We start from the raw sequence: 20003 nt of genomic DNA, 5'->3' as shown, positions 1-20003 counted from the left end.
TAATCAACGGTGTATGAGAAGTAATATTAAGGTACTCATAACAAACTACTAAAAGGGCGGCGATTTAAATACGCACACCCTTCATTGACTTTACACTATTCTGCCAATTAATCTAACTCTACACTCGTGATTTCTTTTCCATCACGGATAATGGTAATAACTACTGAGAGATTGGGATATTCTTTTTTCATTTGTTCCGCATATTTTTCTGCAAGATGTTTTGCCTCGTCGTCTTTTACTTCTTTCCCTACAACAAATTTCCCACCTGCTATATCTAATTTTTCCATAATAAATAGTTGATGCTCTATAATCGCCTTTTCATTTTCCACTTGCGATTCAAGTGTTTCATTTTTAGTAGTTTCTAATTGCTCTAGAAATTCTTCAGCTTCTTTTTCCTGCTTCTGTGGTGTTTTATCATCTGTACATCCTGTTGTTAATAGGAATACCATCATGAGGGCACTCATCCATTTCAATTTCACTTTTAAAACTTCCTATCTCTATATGGTCTACATCAATTCATTTCACCAAGATGAAATAACCAGTTGAAGATTTTCTCCTCAACTGGTCTCAAATTATTACTCAATTGATTCTACTTTAAATTCTGAGGTCTGCCCTCCGCCAATTATGTTTAAATATTCGGCTACAGTAATTTTAGAACTTTCTAACTGCTTATCATTCATTGTAAAAATATTTTTGGCTTCAACAAGTTGTTTTCCTAAAGAAACGTAAACCCCATTCTTCATAAGTAACTTAGCTTTATCAGCAGTCTTTAACTTTTTAAAGTCTGCAAATTTAATATGATACTTCCCATCAACGTAAATACCAACCTCTAACGTATCACTTGCAGCAGAAGCGGTATTACTAGTAGGTAAAAGAATCGTAGTAAGCATGAAAATCGCTAAAAATAGTACACCTATATTTTTCTTCATACGTATCCTCCTGCTAATCTATTTCTTACTGATATTGTATATTTTAAACGATATTCTCTCTCTCCACAAGAACAGTATTGGCTAAATAATGAAATTACATTAATTTATGGTTGGTATATTAGTGTAAAAAATATACCATTTCAAAATGGAATGATTGAGAGATTAACAAGCAACCTTATTCTTCTACTTTAATCGTAAAGTAATGGTAGACGTAAGGATCCCAATAGTAAGATACACTTATACTTTGCTCTCCTGCCTTATTACCAGTGATATTGCCCATTTCATCGATAGAAATGATATTTTTCTTAGCGTAATCGGAATAGGTATAACTTAAGCCAATTTCGGAATACGTTAAATTGGAATCTATTGGAATGTCAAAGGCAAATTGAACTTGTTCACCCTTTTTTATCTTGATAACTTTGTTGGTATCTTCATAAGCGATATATTTACCTGTAGTTGGATCAATCACATAAACTTTCTTTATGGGCTGATTCGTTACAAAGTTGTAATCATCATTTTTAGGATACCAATGAAAATCCCTGGAGGTATTGGTAGTATCATAACCATCACCATAAAAATTTTTCCAACTTAGAAAAGGTACACTCCAATAGCCAACTTGTAAGTTAGGATATTTATAACCACCCTGATAATAGCCACCCTCGATGGCCGCATTTGGAAAAACAGCCATCGCAATTGTCGCTACTTCTCGTTGGAAGTCTCGCAACTGCTTCTTCACCAAGGTAGCTTCTTCATTAGTGATCGGTCTACCATACTCCAAAGCTTCTAGCTCATCATCATCATAATGCAAGGTATAAGGTGAACCACCTTGCCAACTCGTAACAATCCTTAATTTACTGTTCGGTGATCCTGATGATGTAAATTTCATTCCCCATTTTCCTACCGCAGTATCGAGCACTGAATAATGAGCATTTAGATAATTAGACAATTCTTCAGCAGTATGTATATTACCTATTTCACCTATGGTTGGATTGTCGACCGTTTTAAACTTTAGGACGGTAGGTTTATTCAGACTATTTCCATTCTTGTCTTTTAGATTCTGTGTGAGATGCAATAAATATTCAGTGGAATAGGTATATCCACTGGTACTAGATATCTTCACTTGATTTTTAGGTGTATTCATTTCATTCCCGAAAAAAGTACTGATTTTATTCCCGTAACGATCCGTTACATAAATGTTTTCGTTGTTGACTGTCGAAAAATCAACCTCTTGATTAAACGTAATGGTCCATACTTTATCTAATGGAACATTCTCTTTTATAAAGGTCGGTTCACTTGCAAAAATAGTATGTGGATTCATAGCAAAGAAGAAGCACAAACAACTTAATAACACTAATTTCCTCAAACACTCACCTCATGATCATTTCAATTTGACAACATTATATGTAATTTTTACATAATTATAATTAAAATACAATCGGTTCCATGTAATATATGATTTTTTGAAAATAAATATTAACGAAAATAAGATGTGTTAATAAGCATCTTTATTTAAAAAAATTCGTAAGCATCTTTATTATATTGGCATTTTAAAATTCATGGAGAATAAGCAAGCATTTGCGGGGATACACATGGAAAGGGATGTTCTGGCCACACAAAAAGATAACCTATCTGCTGAAAATAAATTAAAAGAACATATTAATGATAATAAATATCTATAAACTTTGATTCATTCTCATTAAGTCTTCCATTTTACATACCCAGGTATTTCAAAAGTGGTTCCCAAAAATGTAGTCACTTGATTCAATATCTCGGCAAGGAAATTACCTAGAAAAATTACCAATGAAATCATTCTTCAGACATTTAAAGTTGTAATAGATTATGAAGAAACAGAAAACATAGCAGAATTAAATTATAAAATAGGGGAACACTAAGAAACAGAAAAGCAATGAACCTACAAAAATGGCACTGATAGTTTTAGCGAGGGTATCTAATAGATGTTTGAGAATGGTCTTTAATTAAATATTACTATGAATACTTTATTTGGTCAGTTCATAAATCATTTAAGCCAATAAAGAATAAAAAATTTTTTTGATTTCTAATATATTATTGTCCATCTATTTATACTATCAATTTCAATCTAATACTAGTAGCATTATTATGTTCCTGATGTATTTTTAGTTTATACTTGTAATATTATTCAAACAGGACCAACATTTAAGCAGTTACATTAATAAAAGATTATACTAAAATAAAATTATAGAAGTTGGTCTCATTATCCAAGTTAAGTAATAGATAAAAATATATAATTAATAATTAAATTAGCTATTACGGTGATTTTCCCAAAAATTGCGCTTTACATGTTATATAAAAATACATTTTTTGTGTTTTCGTGATAAAAAGGTGATTATTTTTCATGTTTTATTTACTTTAAAAATTTTATAAAAAGTCTGCCAGAGATCTCCCTCTGACAGACTTTTAAATTATTAATAAGCTTATGGTTTTACTACAGTAATAGGATTGAATTTAGCTAATTTGTTAGCTGCTAAATCCTCCACACTGAATTTTGTGGCATCTGTATTAGGAGCAACAGTAATTGTTTCAGCTAAATCAGCAGCGCTTAAAGATGCATTTAAAGTGATCGTTACTTTTGTATCATCTGAAGATGAAACTACAGCACCTGTTGAATGTTGTGCAAGAGCTGATGTACCAGCTTTCACGATGAATGATTCACTGTTTACATTTGTTACACTCTCAGAGAATGTTAATGTAATTTCATCAGCACCAGTAATTTCAGCAGATTTAATTGTTGGTAATACATTTTCATTTAATGAAGCAGTTGCTTTTGTTACTGTCTCCATTACTTTAGATGATCCTGCAATTTTAACATTTTTAATTGTAGCATTTCGTACACCAGTAAATGTGTTAGAATTTGCTTTTAATTTTAATGTAACTACTTGTGTTGTACCACTTGCAGCTGCTAGTGATGCAGACTCAATTTCTGCACCTGCAATTGTATAATTCGCAATGTTAGTAGCTGTAGAACCCTCAAGAGAAGTACCATTAGGAATTGTATACGTTACAGTTACTTCATTATTATTGCCAATAACAGGTCCAATAGCAATATCATCAGCAGTAATTACATGAGTATTTGCTGAAGGGTTTGAAGCATCTTTACCACGAGTAAACGATACTTTTGTAGTATCAATTGCAACGCCAGCATCACTAATGATTCCATTTGTATTTGAAGCCTTATTAACTATAGATAAATTATAAACTGCTCCTTCAACATTTAGAGCCGTTAATGGAATATGAACAACCTTTTTATTTTTGCCTGTTCCATCTGCATATACCGCTGTAATATCAGTATTTGGCACTGAAGTTGTTAAATAATTCTTTACATAAGAGCCTGATACTGTAACTTGAGCTGAACCAACCAAAGTAACATCTTTATCAAATGTTAATTCAATAACTTCATTTCCAGATTTATCTGTAGTCAGTTTAGAAGTTGCAGTTGGCGTTTTCTCATCTTCTTTAAATGTTACTAACTTATCAAGTGTACCTGTTGCCCCTGCAGCTTGACCTAATTTATTCACAACTTTTGTTTTTAATACCTTAACCGTAGCTAAGCCACTTAGGTTATTTGTAACAGTAACTTTATATTCGTTATCTGAAACTTTATCAATTGCTGTAACAGCATTAGCTGGATCTAGTACAATATTAGTAGCTACATTTGCTGTATCAGTAGCTAATTCTCCATCTAAATCTGCAGAGAACTTAATGTTGAAAGTTTTTGCTCCAGTTTGAGAAATTGAAGAGATTGTAGGTGCAAATGCATCTAAGTTTTTCTTCTCAACAACAACTGAAGCTGGTTGAGGGTTTACTAAATTACCTGCCATATCAACTAGACCATTGAAAGTAATTGTTACTTTTTCACCAGCTGTAATTTGAGTTAAATCGAAGTCAACATATGATACAGGACCTGTGATAGATACAGATGGAATTTGTCCAGTACCTGATCCTTTTGTTATTGTTGCTCCTTTAGAATCCTTATAAGTAATTCCAGTAGCCGCTAGATCGTCAACTGGCTCAGAGAATTTAACTCGTACTGCTGAAGAGCTAATTTGTTCAAAACCAGTAATTGTTGGAGCAGTTGTATCTGCTTTAAATGTTAATGTCTCGTTATAGCTTACTTTAATATTTGAATTACCATCTAATTCAACGTCATTAACTTTTACTTGATATCTTTTTGATAATGCATTATCGACTGTTACAGTAACAGTTTTGCCATCCGTTGATAACTCAGCAGTTGTTGTGCTAGTTGCAGATTGGTCATCTAATGCAAAAAATGTATAGTTAGCAATTGTTTCTGCTGTTGCTTTGTCTACTTTTTGATTAAATTTCACTTCAAGCTGTGTAGCATTAATCATATTTACTGATGCTACTTTTAGTTCTCCAGTTTCTGTACCTTCACCAATTGGTTTACCTGAAACTAATTTGTTATCATTAGCTGCATTATAAGCATCAACAGTAACTGCAGAAGCATCTAATTGTGTATCATTTAGGCTAAGTACGTTAGCACCAGTGTAAACTTTACCAGCCACAACGATTACAGCACCTTCAGATGTTAAAGCTGCTGCTTTAGCTGAGCCTGAAAGTTTTTTGAAAGCGTCAAGTGAGTAGAAGTTTGTAGTTGTATAAACACCGTTTTCTACAGTGTTTTCTGCTGCAAATGCTGCAACTGGCGTTAATGCCGAGATAGCTAATGCTGCAGCTGTTACCGCTTTAAATCCTTTTTTCATTACTATGTCCTCCTATAATTAGGCAATTTTTATTAAAAATAAAGATATAAACCTAAAATGGTTTATATCTTTATTCAATTATGATAATTAAGGTTGTACTTTTACTGTAACAGCTTTGTCAGCAGTAGCTTTGCCACCAACTTGAGCTTTAACTGATTTAACAGTACCAGTTGATACTGGTAATGCATCAGTGAATGCACCGTTTGTTACTGTTACTGTACGAGCTGGAACAGTCGTACCATCTTCTAATGTGTAAACAAGTTCCACAGAAGTGATAGCAGTGTCAGCTACAGTACCTGCTACAGCGTACTCAGAGTAGATGCCTAATGCAGCAGCAACTGAGTTAGCAGCTTTTGCTTCGAATGAAGTAATTACTACTGATGTTAATTCACCTGTTTGTACAGTTAAGTTAGCACGTGCAGTGTTTAAAGCATCTTTAGCAGCAAGTTTTTGTGCATCAGTTGAAGCACTGTTGCTAGCGATTGCTTTAGCATTAGTTAATGCAGCTTGGAATGCATCCCAAGAAGCTTGAGTGTATCCAGTGTTTGTTACAGCGTCAGCAGCTTGGATAGCTTTTGCTAATTCTGAAGTTGCTGTAGCACCAGTTTCAACTGGTTTGTTACCTGTTGCAGCAATGCTGTAGATGTAGAATGTAGTTACGCCGTCTTTTACTTCATAAGTAACTTGAACAGTACCAGTAGCGTTTTCTAATGCTTTTACGAAGTCATCAGCAGTTGCGATTGGTGTGTTGTTAAGACCGCGGTAGTATACTTTCTCACCAACATAAGATACTGAATCTTTACCAACAAATTTAAGAGTTTGTTTGATAGAATCAAATGATTCTACTACACCAGTGTAAAGTGCAGGAACAACTGTTGAATTTGTGAATGAAACAGAAGCAGTTTGAGTTGGTAGGATGTTGCTAGCACCTGTTACGTTTACACTTACTGTATCAGCAGTGTCAGATGTAACACGTACAATTGCTTTACCATATGCATCTGATTTCACTTGGTAAGTTTTAGTGTTACCTAAGTTTTGAGATGGGTTTAATACTGTACCAGCAGCATTTGTTACTTTTGCATTACCGAATGTAGAAGTTACATCGAATGCTAAAGCATATTCGTAAACAGTGTTACCTGGGTTAGTGATAACTTCTTGTACCCATACGATTGTACCATCTGGTTGAGTAACTGGTTTCCAAACGATTTGAGTTGTTTGACCAGTTGAGTTGTAACCATTTGGACGGTAGTCGAATCCGTTTTGATCTACAGATTGGTAAGTGAAGATTGCATCTTTACCAGCAGTTGTAGATGTAATTGTACGGCCATACTCATCAGTAACTTTTAATGTTGCGTTTGTTACTTCTGGAGCTTTGAAGTAAGTTACTTCAGCTACAGCCTGAACGTCAGCTTTGTCAAGCTCTACAGGAGCAGTTTTACCAGCTGTGTTTAAGAATACTGTTGGTTTTGCGAAAGCAGTAGAACCTTTACCAGCTACGCGGAATTGAGCTTTACCTTCTTTACCTACAGTTACTTTGTAAACTGTACCAGCTGTTACTTTAACAAAGTTTTCTTTAGCTGTTGAGAAGTAAACTGCATCAGTAGTGATAGAAGAAAGGTTTTCTTTATCAAATGTTACATAAGCAGCTGTACCTTCTGGAGCTAATTTACCGTCTTTGTCAGTTACAGTAACAGTATAGTTACGTCCACCAACAGAGTTTTGGTCATAAGCTACTGGTGTATTTAAGAATTCTGCAGAATCTGCTTTACCTTCAGCAGCAACAGTAATCGCTAATTTATCGATTTTTGAGAATTTAACTGCTGGTGCTTCAGCTTGTAATGCAAGCTTAGAGTAAGAGAAATCAGTTGCAGTTTTGTTTACTGATGATGGTAAGTAAACGATTGGTGTTGCAGTTAAGTCAGAACCGTAAACAGTAAATGTTGCTTCACCGTTAGCGTTTGTTTGAACTTTTGCAAATTTCTCAGAACCAGTTGTTAATTCGTAAGGAATTACAAAGTTGTTTGAGTTTGCATGATCTTGTACATAAAGGTTTGTGATTTTATCTGGGTTTACATCAATGTTTTCTTTAACTGCTACATAGTAAGTTGTGTTTTTAGCGCCAACTACTTTATATGATTTTTTAGTATTGTTAGCTAATTCATTACCAGTTGTGATTTCAGAAACTGCTAATTGAATTTTGTTAGCCCAGTATACTTTACCAGTAGAAGAAACTGAAGATTTGCTAGTAGCGTAAGCTGCTACGTTATCGTTGTGCTCGTAGTAACGAGTGTAAGAGTAAGTAGCTACACCATTTTCATCAGTTAAAGCTTCAACTTCGATTTTAGCGTTAACGTTAGCGTTATCGCTTACGATGTTGAATGTTACTGGGATACCAGCTTTAGATTGACCGTCAGCTACAGTAACTTGAGCTTTAAGAGTTACTTCTTTACCAATAACTCCTTGTACTGATGCAGTTGTTACATCGATTTTCGTAGGGATTACAGCTGCAATACCTTTGAATTTACCGATTTCTTCATCTTTGTAAGATAAAACGTAGTCTTTATCAGCAGTTTGAGCTTCAGTAGTTAAAACAACAACTTTTTTGTTTGTTTGTTTAACAGAAGCGTTTTTAACTTCTAAACCATCAATTTTGAAGTTTGAAGCTTTTACGTCATCAACATTCACTTCTTCGTCGAATGTTACTTCAACAGTTGTGTTGTTGATAGCTTTGATTGAAGCGTCAACTGTTTCAACAGCTAGATCAAGCGTACGAGCGAATACTACTGCGAAGTCTTGACGAGTGATTGATGCGTTAGGGTTAAGGTTTAATTTACCGTTTGTTTCAGAACCAGTGAAGATTCCGTTAGCTACAGCTGTTTCTAGGTAAGATTTAGCCCATGGTTTTACTGAAGAAGCATCAGCGAATTGGCTTAGGCTTTCGCTACCTTCTAAACCGAAAGCGTCAACTAGGATTTTAGCTGCTTCTGAACGAGTTAATGATTTGTTAGGTGCGAATTCAGTTGCACTAACACCTTCAAAAATTCCGTTTGATACAGCTGCTGCGATTGCATCGTAGTACCAAGCGCCAGTTTTAACGTCTTTGAAATCTACAGATCCATCAGCTTCTAATTCTAATGCTTTTGTGAAGATTGTTGCAGCTTCTGCACGAGAAATAGTTTTTAGTGGGTTGAAGTTTCCGTTAGCATCACCTTCGATTACGCCGTTGTCAACTAGTGATTGAACCGCTTCTTTCGCGTAACCTGAGATTTTGTTGTAGTCATTTAATTGAGCAGCAGATGCTACAGGAACGATTGCTGATGCAACTAATGCAGCTGTTGCTGATGCCGCGAAAAACTTACGGCCTTTGTTTTGCTTTGCCATTAATGTATTCCTCCCTAAAATTCCTTAAATTGATATTAATCCAACGAAAACTATAGTACCGCCTTATTAGTTACCTAAATGTATGTATTATAGCTTTCTTGAATAATACAAAACTAAAGCAAATTTGTTAGTAAATTTACTAGAAAAAGAGTAGTAGAATACCATTCTAGTAAGTTTATTCACTTTCTACAATAATATAACACTAACTTTTCCTAAATTCAAGCACTGGGACATAAATTTAGTTATGAAAGCTTATTTTACCATACCTATTATGGTATATAATAGATACCAATAAGCTACCATCTATTTATTGTCTAAAATGTATTGGTAACATATAGTTCCGTTACCTATTATACCTTACTCTCAATAATAACCAAGCATTTTCTGGAATGGTTACTAAATTGTCAAAAATTAAAGACTCCCGTAATATTTTAGTTATAATTGTAAAGAAACAGAAATATAGAAGGCGTTTCTTAGCGAATTCTGTCTCTTCCTCACCAACTTTATGAGTTTCTTCTTTATTAAGTAAATAATGTCCCCATGTTGTAATAATAGATTGCCACTTTTTATGCTACACTTTTGATAGTTTGATAGAACATATCAGCTATGGAAGGGAGCTTAAAAAATGAAACGTAAATTTCCTCTTTACGGGGCCGTGCTAGCAGGCATGTTATATCTTGCGCCAACTTCTGCTTCAGCAGAAGATATTTCGAAGCACTGGGCCTACCATGAAATGAACTATCTTATTACCAACGATTTAATGAAGGGTGATGAATTCGGCCATTATCGTCCGAATGATGCTGTCACTCGTGCTGAATTTGCAGCCTTTCTTGTTAGAACACTGAACTTGCCAGCAGCTTCTAGTCAGGCAACCTTTACAGATGTAAAAAAAGGTGACTGGTATTATGGGGTAGTTGAACAAGCAAGCTATCACGGGCTAATTAAAGGTGACGAGCAAGGCAAGTTCCATCCGAATAACCACATTAATCGTCAGGAAATGGCGGCTATGTTAAAAAGAGCTCTTACTTATCAAAACATCAATACTTCTTCCTCCCCTATTGCTTTTAGTGATAATGCGCGTATTGCCAAATGGGCCTATGCAGATGTACAAGCTGTCGTCACAACAGGACTACTTGTTGGGAAGCCAAATAATCAATTTGCACCTCTTGCTCAAACAACTCGCGCTGAGGCAGCTACCGTGCTCTATCGTTTAATCCATTTAGAGGCGCCTGGGACAGGTGGTAAGCAATATATGACGACGAATTACTCACATGATTACTCCTCTGTAGTGAGTAAACAAACCATGAATAATCCAAAGGTCGATGGTGCGGGCAATTTCACGGCTAGCGAGGCACTAGTGTCATACTATGTACACCCAAAAAGCTTTATGCAGGATAGCCCATCTTATTATCAATTCCTAAAATTATCTACTGTCGTCAATAATCTGAGTGCTAAAGAGCTAAATGATAAAGTACTTGCCAATAAAGGAAGCTTAGCAGGTACAGCGGATGCCTTCATTCAAGCTGGTGTAGACAATAAGATCAATGCTATTTATTTAGTCTCCCATGCCTTACATGAAACAGCGAATGGTGGTTCTGCACTAATTAAAGGGATCGAGGTTGGCTTAGATACAAATGGCAAGCCGATGGTAGCAACACCAGAAAATCGTGATAAATTAACTGCTATTAAGACAACCTACAATGCTTACGGTATTGGCGCTATTGATGCAGATGCTAATAAGTATGGTGCGGAGCGCGCTTATACAAATGGCTGGTTTACTGTTCAGGATGCCATTATCGGAGGTGCCCAATTTGTCAAGGATCAGTATATTAGCAGGGGTCAGGATACGCTCTATAAAATGCGTTGGAATCCTGATAATCCGACAGTTCACCAGTATGCAACACATGTGATGTGGGCTGTCATTCAAGCGAAAAAGATCTATGATATTTATGAATTAATTGGTGCTCATACGACAACAAATCTAGTGTTTGATGTGCCTGCCTATCAAAGCCAATCTTCCGCTCCTTCATTACCGAGTCCATCGAAGCAATACGCATTGGATTTAGGGTTAGCTGGAGCAACTGGGAAGACGACGATTAATCTCAATATGAGAACGTATCCGAATACAGCAGATAATGCTTCGATTATGACGAATTTGCCAAAGGATACCTCCTTTAAAGTTCTTGGTGAAAATGGTGGTTGGTTGAAAGTAAGTGTCAATGGACAAGAGGGCTGGGTGATTGATGATTATGTAAGTCTTGAAAATGGCTTACAAATTGTTAATATGAATATTACACTTAATGTTCGAAGCGAACCATCTACGACAAGTGCTATTTTAGGTACTGTTAAACCAAATGGCTTTATTATCGGGGCTGTAGACGATAAAGGTGAATTCATAAAAAATGGTGCCTGGTATCAGGTGCTTTACAACGGAAAAACAGGCTGGGTACATGGCGATTATATTGTAAAAAAATGATTTTAATAGGATGCGCAAAAGAAGAGTGCGATGATGATTCGCACTCTTTTTGTTCATCTCTTTTTATCACCGAGATGAAAGCGCTATATAATAGAAGAAACTCGAAATTTTAGGATATAATTTTCAAACTATCCCCCTAAAATTTAGTAAATTCTACGTCGAAATAGTGTCCTAAAAAAGCTTAATAGGACAATTGCTATACCATGTAAAAATCGTTACTGAACAGAGCTATACTTTAGGTAATCATCGTTAAACCCATTATCGAAAATTTCCTGTCAATATTGCTTTTGTGGTATGATAGATTGCAGTGAAAATGGAATTACAGAAAGGTTTGAACACTATATGAGGCATGTAACGATTATGGGCGTACCCTTTTTACATATTGGTCAGCAAGGGTTTGTTGATTTACTCGTTAATCGTATTGAACAGCAAGAAAAAACTTTCGTTGTGACAGCCAATCCTGAAGTTGTCATGCAGGCAAATGAAAATCCAGCTGTCATGAATTACTTAAAGCAGGCAACTTACATTTGTGCAGATGGCATTGGTGTCGTTAAGGCTGCACAAATCCTTGGTGATTCACTTCCTGAGCGTGTAACTGGCTATGATACGATGGTACGTCTGTTGGAAGTTGGTCAGCAAAAGCACTTTAAAATCTATTTATTAGGTGCGCAAAAGGAAACTATCGAAAAGACGGTTGCCAATATTCATAAGAACTATCCAAACGTTGATGTTGTTGGCTATCATGATGGCTACTTCGACTGGCATAATAATGATTTTGCAAATGAAATTGCAACTTTACAGCCTGATCTTGTATTTGTGGCATTAGGTGTACCAAGACAGGAAAAATGGATAACCGAAAACCTTGAAAAATTTTCAAAGGGTGTATTTATCGGCGTAGGTGGCTCCTTCGATGTCATCGCTGGTACTGTAAAACGTGCACCAGTACTTTGGCAAAAGTTAAATCTTGAATGGCTCTATCGACTGTTACGCCAGCCAAGTCGATTTGGCAGAATGCTTGTACTCCCTCGCTTTGCTTTAAAAGTATTTGCATTAAAGCTTAAAGGTCAGGGCAAAACAAAATGAGTCAGTCAACATTTGTTAAAAGCACACTTATCCTAACGATTGCCACTTTACTTTCAAAAGTAATCGGTAGTATCTTCCGTATACCACTTCAAAATATTGCTGGTGATGAAGTACTTGGTATTTTTAGTCTTGTCTATCCTGTTTATATGGTAGCACTATATTTATCCGTTGCGGGTATCCCTATCGCTATTTCTAAGCTGATTGCGGAAGCTAGGACGAGTCATGATACTGCCAAAATTAAGAAAATTTATGTGACTGCAAGAATCCTTGCATTATCCTTTGGCGTCATTAGTTTTACAATCATTTACGGCTTTTCAGAGCAGATAGCGAATGCACTTGGTGGGCCCTCAACAGAGATTGCCTTAATTATTGTTGCCCTTACATTACTGGTAGCTCCTTATATGGCTGTCTATCGTGGATTTTTCCAAGGCTTTGGGGATATGCGCCCTACTGCCATCTCTCAAGTGATTGAGCAGTTAGTACGTGTTGCGTTAATTTTAATTGTAGCGTATTTCCTCGTAGCAATGGATTATTCAAATGATATCGTAGCTGGTGGAATTATGGCAGGCTCTGTATTAGGAGCCCTCGGATCACTTTTCTATTTACTCTTTAAATATTTCCGTTCTTCTGTAAAAGTGACGAGTAAGGAGAAATATTCTGGTAAAGATTTCTCTCAATACAGTAAAACCATTTTAAAAATTTCGATTCCCATTGCGATCGGTTCTGTGACAATGGCACTCTTTAACTTTGTTGATTCCTTTACGGTTACATATGGCTTAAGAAGTGCTGGTGCAGATGCGAGTGAAATTAGCTACCTTTATGGTATTTATGGTCGAGGACTAACATTAGTTCAAATTACGACTGTTTTTGCTTCTTCAATTATCTTGCCGCTTGTGCCGTTGATTACAACGAAGCTAGCTGAGCGTAAATTGGATGAAACACGCACTATTATTGAGCAAACTCATCGTATGACACACCTTATTTCATGGCCAGCTGCGATTGGGCTACTAGCCTTAACCTTGCCTTTAAATCTAGCTCTTTTTAAAGACTTAGAGGGAAGCTTAATGTTAGCCATCATCAATCTAAGCTCTGTCTTTACATCACTGACCTTGCTTGGAACAGGTATTCTACAGGGTATGAATGCTGCCAAAACAGGAGCTCTCATTATTTTGAGCGGTGTTGTCCTTAAGGTGTTTTCTAACATCTTCCTCATTCAGGCATTTGGTTTAGATGGTGCTGCCTATGCAACCTTACTAGTGTATTTTGTGTTATTTATTGTGAATTCTGTCTTCATTTATCGTATGATTCGCTTTACTGTCCTTGGAAAAGATACGGTGAAAATGATTGTGTCTTCCATTGTAATGGGAGCAGCAGTTGGATTACCAACACTTTGGCTTGACTTTACACATTGGTCAAGAATGTCGGCAATGGGCTATCTTACTGTCGCAATCGTAGTTGGTGGAGCTCTTTACTTCCTTCTACTATGGCTGATGAAAGCTATTCATAAACAAGATTTAAAGAAAATCCCTGTTATCGGAAAAAGATTTTCATAAATAAGAGAGGTAGGACACTTATGTCAAAACAGAAATGGCTTTGGGGAATCATTGTTCTTTTACTCGTCGTTTCCTCTACAGGTATCATGAAGAGGTGGAATGCGGAGCAATCGAATGATGCTTATGAGATTGTTATTCCCTATGATGAAATACAAACCGCAGAAAAAAATAGCGACCTAACAATGGATGAAATTCTTTCCTCCTTAAAGGATGCTGGGCTGAATACTGTGAGTCTAGAGCCCTTAACATTAAAGGAAATGGAAAAGCAAAACTTAATTACTGTTTATAAAGAAAGTGAGTTAGCAGCCCAATTATTGTTTACACCTTATAAAGATGCTGTTGATATCTCTAATAGCGGCTATTATATTCGAGTGCCTGAAAATGAAAGCTACCAAAAGCTGATCATGGAGAGCGTTGAACCAGAGGAAGTACAAATAGGAGAAGAGCCTTTTTATTTCCTCCCTACTTCTAACCACAATTTTGATTTAAAAACACCAATTGGCTATGATCAGCCTGCTATTGACATGATTAGTAAGCATGGACTAGCCCACATCTTTAAGGTGGAAAATGCAGATAATGAAGTAGCTAATGGAAAGTTAGTTAATCAATTAGTCGCTTTAAAAGAGGCTTCGGCAGGCCGCTTACTTGGTCAAGGTGATGAAGCTATTGGTTTTGGACAAGAAGACGGCCATCAATTAGTTGAAAAATTAAATGAGGCTGGCTATTACTTCTACACAATTGAAAGTAACCCACTTAAGGGTGAAAGTAAAATCGCTCAAATGACGGATTACAATATGATTCGTTTGCATAGTATCAATGTCAACAGAGAGACTAAATTAAAGCTAAATGCAAGTATTGATCGTACAACAAGAGCTGTCAAAGAGCGTAATATTCGCTCCATCTTCTATCATATTAAAACAACAGGTAATGCCAAAGAAAATGTAGAAGAGACGATTGATTATTTAAATGGTGTGCATGACACAATGCCAGATCATTTCAAAGCAGGTGAACCAAAGCTATTTGATAAAGTAGTAGTGCCAGCTTGGGTCACAGCAGCCGTATTAGTAGCAGGTATTTTATTTACCTTTATCATTTCAGAATTAGTAAAATGGATGCCTCTTCGTATCGCGGCAGCTGGCTTTATGGCTGTACTAGCAATTGCGTACTTTATTCTGAAAAGTACTCTATTCTTACAAGCATTTGCACTCATTATTGCAGTCCTTGCACCAACCTATGCAGTTATCAAATCAGCGCAAGGTTCTACGAAGGTGTCTAACATATTGGTCCAATACTTAAAGGCAGTAGCAATTAGTGTAATTGGCATTGTTATTGTCATTGGCTTATTGAATGGTAATGCCTTTATGACAGGCTTTGCTGTATTTAAAGGGGTTAAGCTTGTTTATCTTATTCCAATTATGGGTGTTTTACTATTTACAGTGATTGAGGTAAACCGACTAGCTGAACAAAACATTAAGAACTCTTTATCGAATACGGTAACATTGTTAAATAAAGAGTTAAAATATTGGCATGTGCTACTACTCGTTGTGTTGGCAGGTGTCGGATTGTTTTACATTAGCCGAACAGGGAACTCTGGCTCTGTAAGTGATATGGAATTAGCCTTTAGACAATGGCTAGAAAATACATTGTATGTTCGACCAAGAACAAAGGAATTTTTAATTGGTTTCCCATTCTTCATTTTAGCGTTATATGTAATGGGTATTAATCGCAAATGGGGAAGTATTCTCCTAGTACCAGGTGTTATCGGTTTCTTATCCATCATGAATACATTTACTCACCTACACATCCCAGTAGCTGTTTCTGTATTACGTACACTATACAGTGTATCTCTAGGTCTTGTAGTAGGACTTGTGTTTATCCTAATCTTCAAAATCGGTTATCGTTGGGTTTCTAAGGCAATCGCGAGGTGGTCATAATGCACGTTGTTTTATCTGGCTATTATGGATTTGATAATGTCGGAGATGATGCCATTTTACTGTCCATTATCCAATCTTTAAAAAAGTGGCAAAGTGATATAGAAATCACGGTACTATCTAATAACCCAGCAGCTACTGAGCAAACATATGGTGTCAAAGCCATCAACCGATGGAAAATGAAAGAAATTCGTCAATTACTTAAAACAGCTGATGGACTGATTAGTGGTGGTGGTAGTCTCATGCAGGATCAAACAGGCATGAAAACAATTCCTTACTATGCGGGCGTTATTCAAATCGCAAAATGGTTGAAGAAGCCAGTATTTGTTTACGCCCAAGGCATGGGTCCAATCAATCACCCGCTTAGTAAATTCATTGTTCGTACAGTCTTTAATAAGGTCGAGCAAATTACGGTTAGAGATAGAGCCTCTCTAGCTCTTTTAACAGAGATCGGTGTACGAAAAGAAACCAAGATCGTACCAGATCCTGTTATGGGACTTAACGGTAATGACTTTCATTGTGATTGGCTAGAAAATGTATCTTTGTCAGCCGATAGCTATATCTCTGTAAGCGTTCGAGATTGGCCTTCCGCTGTTGCCTACAAGGAAAAAATTGCACACAGCCTAGATGAATTAGTACGTCAGGGTGAGCAAATCGTTTTCCTGCCTATGCATGGTGAGCATGATTTAGTGACTTCACAGGAAGTAGCAGCACTTATGAAGGAAAAGAGCTTGATTGCTCCTGCTGATTTATCTATTGAGGAAAAAATCGCAGTGATTGGTCAATCTCAACTATTAATAGGTATGCGACTACATTCCTTAATTTTCTCGGCAATCTATGCAACACCGTTTATTGCCATTTCGTATGATCCGAAAATTGATGCTTTTGCTGATATCGTTGATCAGCCTGTCATCGGTCATGTCGAGGTTGATGATTGGAATGGTGTAACATTGTTTGAACAAGCTGTAGCAATTCTTGAATCCTATACAGCAGTTCAAGAAAAAATGCGCCAGGCCGTCATCCCATTGCAAGATGAAGCAACTGCAACTGCTAAATTAGCAATTGATGCTTTGTCAAAATAAATATTAAAAAATGATGAATTTCAATGTTAATTGAAATTCATCATTTTTTTCCTACTTCTAATAATTTTAAAATGGACTGGGCCTGTTGCATATGCATGGCTAAAACATATTGACCTGCTTGCATTAAAATTTGCGCCTTCACCATATTCATCATCTCTTTTGCGATATCTGCATCTCGAATACGAGACTCTGCTGCTTGTAAATTCTCAGCCGTGTTCACATTGGCATTATAGGCATAGTTCCAAGCGGTTCTGATAGGCCCCAAGACGTGAGCGCTCATTAGAAACACGTTTTAAGGCTTCATCCATCGAAGACATGGCTTTTTCCGCTTCCTCACGAGTAGTAATGGAAGCATCCTTCAACCCAAGTGCCTCGGACCCCATCCCGTTGATAAATAATTCGATACTCTGCCCTGCATTGGCGTCTGCTTGGATCTTGATACCAGTTGTTTCATAATCCCCATCGAGTAATGTCTTCGTATTAAATTCGGTATCGGTCGATGTGCGCTGGATTTCCTTTTTTAATTCCTGAAATTCCAAATCTAATTTTTTACGATCATCATCTGTTAATGTATCCTTGGCTGCCTCCACTGCTAACTCACGCATTCGCTGAATCATGGCATGTGTCTCATTCAGTGCCCCCTCTGCCGTATGCACAAGCGAAATACCATCCTGTATATTCTTTCAAGCCACGAATTTGAGCACGCATTTTTTCAGAAATCGCCAGTCCAGCTGGATCGTCCGCGGCACTATTAATTCGATATCCGGAAGAAATTCGGAGCATAGCTTTACTCATCGCCCCATAATGACGATTCATATTATTCAGGATTGCCATCCCTGTTGCCGACCACTTACCAAGCATGATTTCACCACCTTCTTGACTTATATATCATTCTATTCTTTACTCTTCTAATCAATGGACTGTAATTTTTTTCTAAAAAAGAGTAATTGGTATAATCGAAAGTGAAAATATAACTAAATGAATTTTAATCTAAGGCAATTGGAAATTTGAAATGAATTATTTTATATAAATCCTTAAATATTTCTTAGAAGTCAAAAAAGACTATCACTTAATTTTTGATAGCCTTTTCGTCAATTGAATTATTAAACCGTTTTTATTAGTCTAACCAAAGTTCAGATACTTCTGTAGCACTTCTCAGTTTTTCCAAACTTGTATATCGTGTTTTTCTTACTGTCATAACATTACTATTCCCAAGAATAACATGGTTTTCCAAAGGGATTGCTTCTCCATCAAAATAAATAATATACTTTCCATCATCGTATAGTTTGATTTCTTTTACTTTCGCATAGTGGGTGATTGCACTATAAGGAGCCCCTCGATAACAAGCAATATATTTTATTTGAGGAATGCGCCAAGATGCGATACGAACCGAATACCATTGATTTTTTCCTAAAAATACTTCTTCAAATCCCTCATTTCTTGCTGGGCAAAAGAATAAATCCCAATCTGTACTTACAGCTGAATCTTCATTATCATCGGCATCTTTATCCATAGTTTCCTCTATGTTGATCATATAATCTTTTAATAATACATCTGATGCAGCATTTACATATTCTTCAATAGCATCTTCAATTAGTTGATTACGAGAAGAAGGTAAATCTCCATTACCGTCTGTTAATATTTTAAATTGTTCCACAATAGCATCTGCCTTTTGCAGTGTGTGTTCATTAAGTGTAAGAGAAATTTGCTTATTAGCACCTTCTTCTTTTCCTGCACTCAATTTCCTTCTTATACTTTCTTGGAGTGAATTAACCATATTAAAGCCCCCTATATCATTTTATACTCTCATACTATCATATTTTAATACATATGTAAATTAATATTATAATACATATGTATTATAATATTAATTTACTATGCGCTATAAAATGGAACATCTTAGTCAATAAATGAGCGTATTAATATGTAAGACAACATAATAAGGGGAATTTAATTCGTTTCTTTTATTAAAGTTAAGACCTAATGGTTAACATGCTTTACAATATACTTCATCTTTTTTTGCGACTAACTTTTGTATTGTGACAATTGTATTTCCATAGTAAAAATTATTGAGTTTTAACAAGAACATTGATAATTACGTCATATATTGCTTCCATTTCGCTCAAGAAACATTCTGAAGTGGCGCATTCAACACTGTTAGCCAGTCCTGTTTGGCAATTCGCTATTAATAGCTATAGTAAGATTAATCACATCAGCGTATACAAAATAAAAGCACCTGCTTGTCATTTATGATAAGTAGGTGCTTACTGGACATTCCATCTATTCAATTTTGAAACCCCCAAGTTGATGGCTCTTTTGCTGTAGCAATTCGAAAAAGAGTTCTTTATCATTCTCTAGTAATGCCTGATCAATCAAATGATCCAAATTTTTCTCCTCTAGCTCTGCAATAAGCTGATCGATTTCACCAACTGTCACAGTAGAAACCATCGGAATTTGTTGCTTTGGTGTAGCGCTTTCAAGTATTGGTGCTAAATGCTCATGAACATTGGTAATAAGCAATAGTTGATAAAGTGGTAACCGAATAAAGCGATTTCCTTTTTGGAAAACAAAAACCTCAGATAAATTTTCAATCTGCTGTGTCTTCATGTTGATGATCATCTCTTTACCTTCTATGGGAATGAAATGGAAAATCTCATTCTCTTTTAAAATAGAGAAATATTGATAAGCAAATACGAGACGTAATTTATCTCCCGTAACTTTTGTGTAAAACGGCTTCATGTATTGAACTTGCATCATCCTTCATCCCTCCTTAGTTATCTGATTATTCAGATTTTAACACAAATTAAA

13 protein-coding genes and 1 pseudogene are annotated in these 20003 nt (G+C 36.1%); 6 read left to right on the top strand and 8 right to left on the bottom strand.

The features are described 5' to 3' along the window. Window positions 1-107: 107 nt before the first annotated feature. The 3 genes from EW028_RS10425 to EW028_RS10415 all read right to left on the bottom strand — a co-directional run bounded on the left by EW028_RS10425 (window position 108) and on the right by EW028_RS10415 (window position 2292). Complete coding sequence (locus EW028_RS10425; protein ID WP_131520814.1) at window positions 108-479, bottom strand: hypothetical protein; 372 nt, start codon at window positions 477-479, stop codon at window positions 108-110. 96 nt (window positions 480-575) lie between these two features. Next, on the bottom strand, window positions 576-929 hold the full coding sequence (locus EW028_RS10420; protein ID WP_131520813.1) for a hypothetical protein: 354 nt from the start codon (window positions 927-929) through the stop codon (window positions 576-578). A 175-nt stretch (window positions 930-1104) separates the two neighbouring features. Further along, on the bottom strand, window positions 1105-2292 hold the full coding sequence (locus EW028_RS10415; RefSeq protein WP_131520812.1) for an Ig-like domain-containing domain: 1188 nt from the start codon (window positions 2290-2292) through the stop codon (window positions 1105-1107). A gap of 193 nt (window positions 2293-2485) precedes the next feature. Between EW028_RS10415 and EW028_RS25860 the strand changes: the two genes are divergently transcribed. Next, window positions 2486-2608 carry a hypothetical protein gene (locus EW028_RS25860; RefSeq protein ID WP_255501602.1) on the top strand — a complete coding sequence of 41 codons (123 nt, stop codon included), beginning with the start codon at window positions 2486-2488 and terminating at the stop codon, window positions 2606-2608. A gap of 774 nt (window positions 2609-3382) precedes the next feature. On the opposite strand, the gene EW028_RS10410 is transcribed toward EW028_RS25860, so the two are convergent. Together EW028_RS10410 and EW028_RS25630 are read right to left on the bottom strand one after the other, a co-directional pair. Next, window positions 3383-5689, bottom strand: a complete 2307-nt coding sequence (locus tag EW028_RS10410; protein WP_131520811.1) for a hypothetical protein — start codon at window positions 5687-5689, stop codon at window positions 3383-3385. Between the two features lie 87 nt (window positions 5690-5776). Continuing rightward, window positions 5777-9070 (bottom strand): S-layer homology domain-containing protein, encoded by a 3294-nt coding sequence (locus tag EW028_RS25630; protein ID WP_227744923.1) that lies wholly within the window; start codon window positions 9068-9070, stop codon window positions 5777-5779. A gap of 625 nt (window positions 9071-9695) precedes the next feature. On the opposite strand from EW028_RS25630, the gene EW028_RS10400 reads away from it, so the two are divergent. From EW028_RS10400 to csaB, 5 genes are all read left to right on the top strand, one after another. Further along, window positions 9696-11546 (top strand): S-layer homology domain-containing protein, encoded by a 1851-nt coding sequence (locus EW028_RS10400; protein WP_131520810.1) that lies wholly within the window; start codon window positions 9696-9698, stop codon window positions 11544-11546. 342 nt (window positions 11547-11888) lie between these two features. Further along, on the top strand, window positions 11889-12629 hold the full coding sequence (locus EW028_RS10395; RefSeq protein ID WP_227744922.1) for a WecB/TagA/CpsF family glycosyltransferase: 741 nt from the start codon (window positions 11889-11891) through the stop codon (window positions 12627-12629). Continuing rightward, window positions 12626-14182 (top strand): putative polysaccharide biosynthesis protein, encoded by a 1557-nt coding sequence (locus tag EW028_RS10390; RefSeq protein ID WP_131520809.1) that lies wholly within the window; start codon window positions 12626-12628, stop codon window positions 14180-14182. Before EW028_RS10395 ends, EW028_RS10390 begins: the two co-directional genes overlap by 4 nt. A gap of 20 nt (window positions 14183-14202) precedes the next feature. After that, window positions 14203-16116: a DUF5693 family protein gene (locus EW028_RS10385; RefSeq protein ID WP_131520808.1), complete on the top strand. Its 1914-nt coding sequence runs from the start codon at window positions 14203-14205 to the stop codon at window positions 16114-16116. Then, window positions 16116-17195, top strand: a complete 1080-nt coding sequence (csaB, locus tag EW028_RS10380; RefSeq protein ID WP_131520807.1) for a polysaccharide pyruvyl transferase CsaB — start codon at window positions 16116-16118, stop codon at window positions 17193-17195. Before EW028_RS10385 ends, csaB begins: the two co-directional genes overlap by 1 nt. Window positions 17196-17235: 40 nt before the next feature. Here the strand turns inward: csaB and EW028_RS10375 are convergent. The 3 genes and pseudogenes from EW028_RS10375 to EW028_RS10365 form a co-directional block, all read right to left on the bottom strand. Beyond that, a pseudogene (locus EW028_RS10375) lies at window positions 17236-18056 on the bottom strand (flagellin N-terminal helical domain-containing protein). A 256-nt stretch (window positions 18057-18312) separates the two neighbouring features. Next, complete coding sequence (locus EW028_RS10370; RefSeq protein WP_131520806.1) at window positions 18313-18972, bottom strand: ribbon-helix-helix domain-containing protein; 660 nt, start codon at window positions 18970-18972, stop codon at window positions 18313-18315. A 503-nt stretch (window positions 18973-19475) separates the two neighbouring features. Then, on the bottom strand, window positions 19476-19952 hold the full coding sequence (locus EW028_RS10365) for an IDEAL domain-containing protein (protein WP_004269498.1): 477 nt from the start codon (window positions 19950-19952) through the stop codon (window positions 19476-19478). Window positions 19953-20003: the final 51 nt, after the last annotated feature.

Source organism: Lysinibacillus sp. OL1, assembly GCF_004332175.1.
GTDB lineage: Bacteria > Bacillota > Bacilli > Bacillales_A > Planococcaceae > Lysinibacillus > Lysinibacillus capsici.
The sequence above is the reverse complement of the archived record's forward strand: the minus strand, read 5'-3'. Positions and strand labels throughout refer to the sequence as shown.

Excerpts from the sequence above, each read along its gene's own strand:
- EW028_RS10420 (WP_131520813.1), bottom strand. The coding sequence starts at position 929 with ATGAAGAAAAATATAGGTGTACTATTTTTAGCGATTTTCATGCTTACT.
- EW028_RS25860 (WP_255501602.1), top strand. The coding sequence starts at position 2,486 with ATGGAGAATAAGCAAGCATTTGCGGGGATACACATGGAAAGGGATGTT.
- EW028_RS10410 (WP_131520811.1), bottom strand. The coding sequence starts at position 5,689 with ATGAAAAAAGGATTTAAAGCGGTAACAGCTGCAGCATTAGCTATCTCG.
- EW028_RS25630 (WP_227744923.1), bottom strand. The coding sequence starts at position 9,070 with ATGGCAAAGCAAAACAAAGGCCGTAAGTTTTTCGCGGCATCAGCAACA.
- EW028_RS10400 (WP_131520810.1), top strand. The coding sequence starts at position 9,696 with ATGAAACGTAAATTTCCTCTTTACGGGGCCGTGCTAGCAGGCATGTTA.
- EW028_RS10395 (WP_227744922.1), top strand. The coding sequence starts at position 11,889 with ATGAGGCATGTAACGATTATGGGCGTACCCTTTTTACATATTGGTCAG.
- EW028_RS10390 (WP_131520809.1), top strand. The coding sequence starts at position 12,626 with ATGAGTCAGTCAACATTTGTTAAAAGCACACTTATCCTAACGATTGCC.
- EW028_RS10385 (WP_131520808.1), top strand. The coding sequence starts at position 14,203 with ATGTCAAAACAGAAATGGCTTTGGGGAATCATTGTTCTTTTACTCGTC.
- csaB (WP_131520807.1), top strand. The coding sequence starts at position 16,116 with ATGCACGTTGTTTTATCTGGCTATTATGGATTTGATAATGTCGGAGAT.
- EW028_RS10370 (WP_131520806.1), bottom strand. The coding sequence starts at position 18,972 with ATGGTTAATTCACTCCAAGAAAGTATAAGAAGGAAATTGAGTGCAGGA.
- EW028_RS10365 (WP_004269498.1), bottom strand. The coding sequence starts at position 19,952 with ATGATGCAAGTTCAATACATGAAGCCGTTTTACACAAAAGTTACGGGA.